Genomic DNA, 3,931 nt, shown 5'->3' on the forward strand with positions numbered 1-3,931 from the left:
AGCGCCGCAATGGAGGAGATATTGACAATCAGGCCGTTGGCCCGTGCGACGAAGCTCGGAACTACTGCCAGGGTTAGTCGAGTCAGAGTCGTGACGTTGAGTTGGATCATGGACTCAAGATCGTCGATTTTCGAGTTCAACAGTTTTCCCGCCGAGCCAAAGCCTGCATTGTTAACGAGCGCGGTGATGTTGGGGTCTGTGCTCAGTCGTTCGCTCACGCGCTGTATGTCGACCTTTTCGTTGAGGTTTGCCGCGAGAGTCTCTACTTTGCGGCCGGTGGCTGCCTCGAGACGCGCGGCAACCTCCGAAAGCTTCTGTTGATCGCGGGCGACAAGGATTAAATCGTAGCCTCGTTTGGCGAGGCGGTCGGCGTAAACGGCGCCGATGCCCGTTGAGGCTCCGGTGATGAGGGCTGTTCCTTTTGACTGCTGTGCTGACATGATGAATCCTCCAAGGGTGAGAGCTTTGGTGCTTCTCTTCTGGTTAGAGTAGACCGGTTGGTCTAGGATTCAAAAACTTCCGAGATCCGTTTGTGGATAGTGATCCATCCCTGCCGTGCGCTGTAGACTTAACCACAGTTTCGTTAGCGGGGACCTATGCCGAATTACACAAAGAATGCGGAAGTCATCTCCAACCTTTCGCCCGAACAGTTCCGCGTCACGCAACAGAACGGCACGGAACGCCCCTTTGAAAACATCTATTGGGATCATGACGAGCCAGGGCTTTACGTGGACATCGTGTCGGGAGAACCTCTGTTTTCATCGCTGGACAAGTTCCACAGCAACTGCGGTTGGCCAAGCTTTACCAAACCGGTTGAAGCTGAAAACGTGGATGAACGGTCGGACGGCAGCCACGGGATGAACCGGACGGAAGTGCGGTCGCTCCACGGGGATAGCCATCTAGGCCATGTCTTTGACGACGGCCCCAGAGACGCTGGCGGCCTTCGCTATTGCATCAACTCTGCTTCGCTACGCTTTATTCCTCTCGATGAACTTGAGAGCGAAGGATATGGCACCTATCTTCAATTATTTGAACCCAAAGAAGGGAAGTAACTGTATGGCCTCATCGAACGAGCGCGCAATTCTTGCTGGCGGGTGTTTTTGGGGGATGCAGGATCTATTACGACGCTACCCAGGTATCGTTTCTACGCGAGTCGGATATACGGGCGGCAACGTTCCTAACGCGACTTACCCAAATCATGAAGGCCACGCGGAGGCGATTGAAATCATCTTCGATCCTCACCAGATCACTTATCGCCGGATATTGGAGTTCTTTTTCCAGATACATGATCCGACAACCTCAAACCGGCAAGGAAACGATATCGGGACCAGCTATCGCTCTGCCATTTTTTACACGACCGACGAACAGCGACAGATAGCCCAAGAGACAATCGCCGACGTCAACGCTTCGGAATTGTGGCCGGGCAAGGTTGTTACGGAAGTCGTGCCCGCGGGGGAGTTCTGGGAGGCTGAGGCGGAACATCAGGATTATCTGGAGCGGATTCCAAACGGATACACCTGCCATTTCATCCGGCCGAACTGGGTGCTTCCACGACGAACAATTTGAAATCGAAGGGAAGCAACTGACAAAGGTTCGCTTATGCGGGTGTACCGGATTGCTGACGAGAAGCCAGCCTCACAGGATTAATCCTACCTCGGTGAATATATTGGCGATTGGCACTCAAGGCTTCGCGGCGATTTATGGATGACAGACTATGCGATGTTTCAAGCGATAGTGTCCGTTTGCGGACAACTTATCGCGGATCCGGACAGTCTGGCGAAGTGCATGTCCTTCTAGCTCACTCAATTCCATGGGATTGTAGAATCCTCTCTTGGGCATCAACGTGCCTCTGTATTGAACAGTTTGTTTTCGGAGATTCAGCATGCGAACTCTGCTCCAGGACTTGCACTACGCTCTTCGACAACTGCGCAACGCACCGGCCTTTGCATTCACCGCCATCCTTACGCTGGCACTCGGAATCGGCATCAATGCTGCCATGTTCTCCGTCGTCGACCAGGTGCTCCTGCGCAGTATGCCATTCCCTCACCCAGAGGATGTCGTGCAGATGGCCGTCCGCACCGAAAGCGGCGGCTTCGCCCCGACATCACTGCTCGACATTCAGGACTGGCAAGCTCGCAGCCACTCCTTCCAGCAGATCGCCTACTATACCGAGCAGGTACCCACCCTCGGCGGCAACTCAAACCCCAGGCTCATCCCACAGATCGTCTCCAGTTCGAACCTGTTTGATCTCCTGCAAGCGAGAGCGATGATGGGTCGCACCTTCGTGCCTGAGGACAGCAAGTCCGGCCACAACAACGTCGTTATCCTCGGTGCCGCAATCTGGCAAGGGGTCTACCACGCGGATACACAGATCCTTGGGCGCTCCATCGCCGTCAACGGCATTCCGTTCACGGTGATCGGTGTGATGCCGAACGGGTTCGCCTTTCCTGCAAACACGGGTGAGAACTCCATCTGGACTCCTATCCCAGCTGACGAGAAAAGCATGCAGGACCGCTCCTCCGCGATGCTCAGCGTCATTGGCCGCCTGCGCCCTGGAGTCACCCTGACGGCGGCCACGCACGAGATGAACTCGATCCACCAGCAGCTCGTGCATCAATACCCCAAAGACGAAGATGTGAACCCCGTCCACATGGAGCGCTATGCCAACGTTGTGACCGGAACCGCTCGTCCTGCCATCATTGCGCTCGACATCGCCGTCTTCGTGGTGTGGCTCATCTCCTGCGCCAACGTCGCCGGTCTTCTGCTCGCCCGTGGAAACAACCGCCGCCGCGAGGTCGCGCTCCGCACCGCCCTCGGCGCACAACGCAGCCGTCTCATTCGCCAGTTCCTCACAGAGAGCCTTCTGCTTGGCCTCGCCGGCGGCGCACTCGGCCTCGAACTTGCCGACCTCACTCTCCGCTTGCTCAAGCACTATCTCGCCAACGCAGTGATTTTCGGAGACCAGATCCACATTGACTTCAAGGTCTGTGCTTTCCTGTTCATCGCATCATGCCTCTCTGCCGTTCTCTTCGGTCTTCTTCCGGCGTTGCACGCGACCCGTGTGCCGCCTCAGGACGGCCTTCGCCAGGGCACTGCGGCATCCGGTATCAGCCCTCAGCAGGCCAGGTGGGGGAACACCCTCGTCGTCGGCGAAATCGCGCTCACTCTTACTCTCCTGGTCGCCGCCGGACTCATGGTGCGCACGCTCATCTCGCTCCGCCATACCCAAGTCGGTTTCGTCACCGATCAGGTCGTTACCGGAGAAATCCATCCTCCTCGAAATTCGGGGCTCTTCACCGGTCCCGGCCAGCCATCGAACGGCCCAACGCTCATCCAAACCTTCTATGCTCCATTGCTCGACCGCATCAAAGCTCTCCCCGGAATCCAGTCTGCGGGACTCACCACTGTCCGTCCTCTTGAAGGAAACTGGGAGTTCAATATGAGCGTCGAGCTCGCCAATCACCCCAAGGCACAGCGTTCCGCTCAGGGTTATGCTCAGGCGCGGGCTACGAGCAGCGACTACTTTACGGCCATGGGCATCCGGCTGCTACAAGGCCGCTTCTTCGCGACGACAGATTCCGCGGCGGCCCCTCCTGCTGCAATCGTCAACCAGGCCTTCGTGCGCCGGTACCTGCCTAACCAGAACCCGATCGGCCAGAAAGTCCGCTACAACGACACCGGCGACCGCCAATGGTCCACCATCGTAGGCGTTGTGGACGATAGCCCGCAAAAGACGATTGGCCAGCCACCACTGCCCGAAATCGACTATAACGTTGCCCAGCTTCTCTCGCAGGATGACCTCTACCCGATCCTCGGAAGCTTCATGATGAACATATCCATTCGCTCACCGCTGGCGCTCCGCAGCATGACGACATGACTTTGCTCATTCTGAAAATCGATCAGCGGAAATCTCAGCGGTAATCAATGATCG

General features: G+C 56.7%; 4 protein-coding genes. 3 read left to right on the plus strand and 1 reads right to left on the minus strand.

The genetic code is table 11. From position 1 onward, the window contains the following. On the minus strand, nt 1-440 hold a 440-nt coding region (locus VMU57_RS10165), incomplete at its 3' end, for an SDR family NAD(P)-dependent oxidoreductase (RefSeq protein WP_325383027.1). A 156-nt stretch (nt 441-596) separates the two neighbouring features. Between VMU57_RS10165 and msrB the strand changes: the two genes are divergently transcribed. From msrB to VMU57_RS10180, 3 genes are all read left to right on the plus strand, one after another. Next, complete coding sequence (msrB, locus tag VMU57_RS10170) at nt 597-1,052, plus strand: peptide-methionine (R)-S-oxide reductase MsrB (protein WP_325383029.1); 456 nt, start codon at nt 597-599, stop codon at nt 1,050-1,052. Between the two features lie 4 nt (nt 1,053-1,056). Then, on the plus strand, nt 1,057-1,566 hold the full coding sequence (msrA, locus tag VMU57_RS10175; RefSeq protein ID WP_325383031.1) for a peptide-methionine (S)-S-oxide reductase MsrA: 510 nt from the start codon (nt 1,057-1,059) through the stop codon (nt 1,564-1,566). Nucleotides 1,567-1,882: 316 nt separating this feature from the next. After that, nucleotides 1,883-3,877: an ADOP family duplicated permease gene (locus VMU57_RS10180; protein WP_325383033.1), complete on the plus strand. Its 1,995-nt coding sequence runs from the start codon at nt 1,883-1,885 to the stop codon at nt 3,875-3,877. Nucleotides 3,878-3,931 lie beyond the last annotated feature (54 nt).

The organism is Edaphobacter sp. (assembly GCF_035532915.1).
Taxonomy (GTDB): Bacteria; Acidobacteriota; Terriglobia; order Terriglobales; family Acidobacteriaceae; genus Edaphobacter.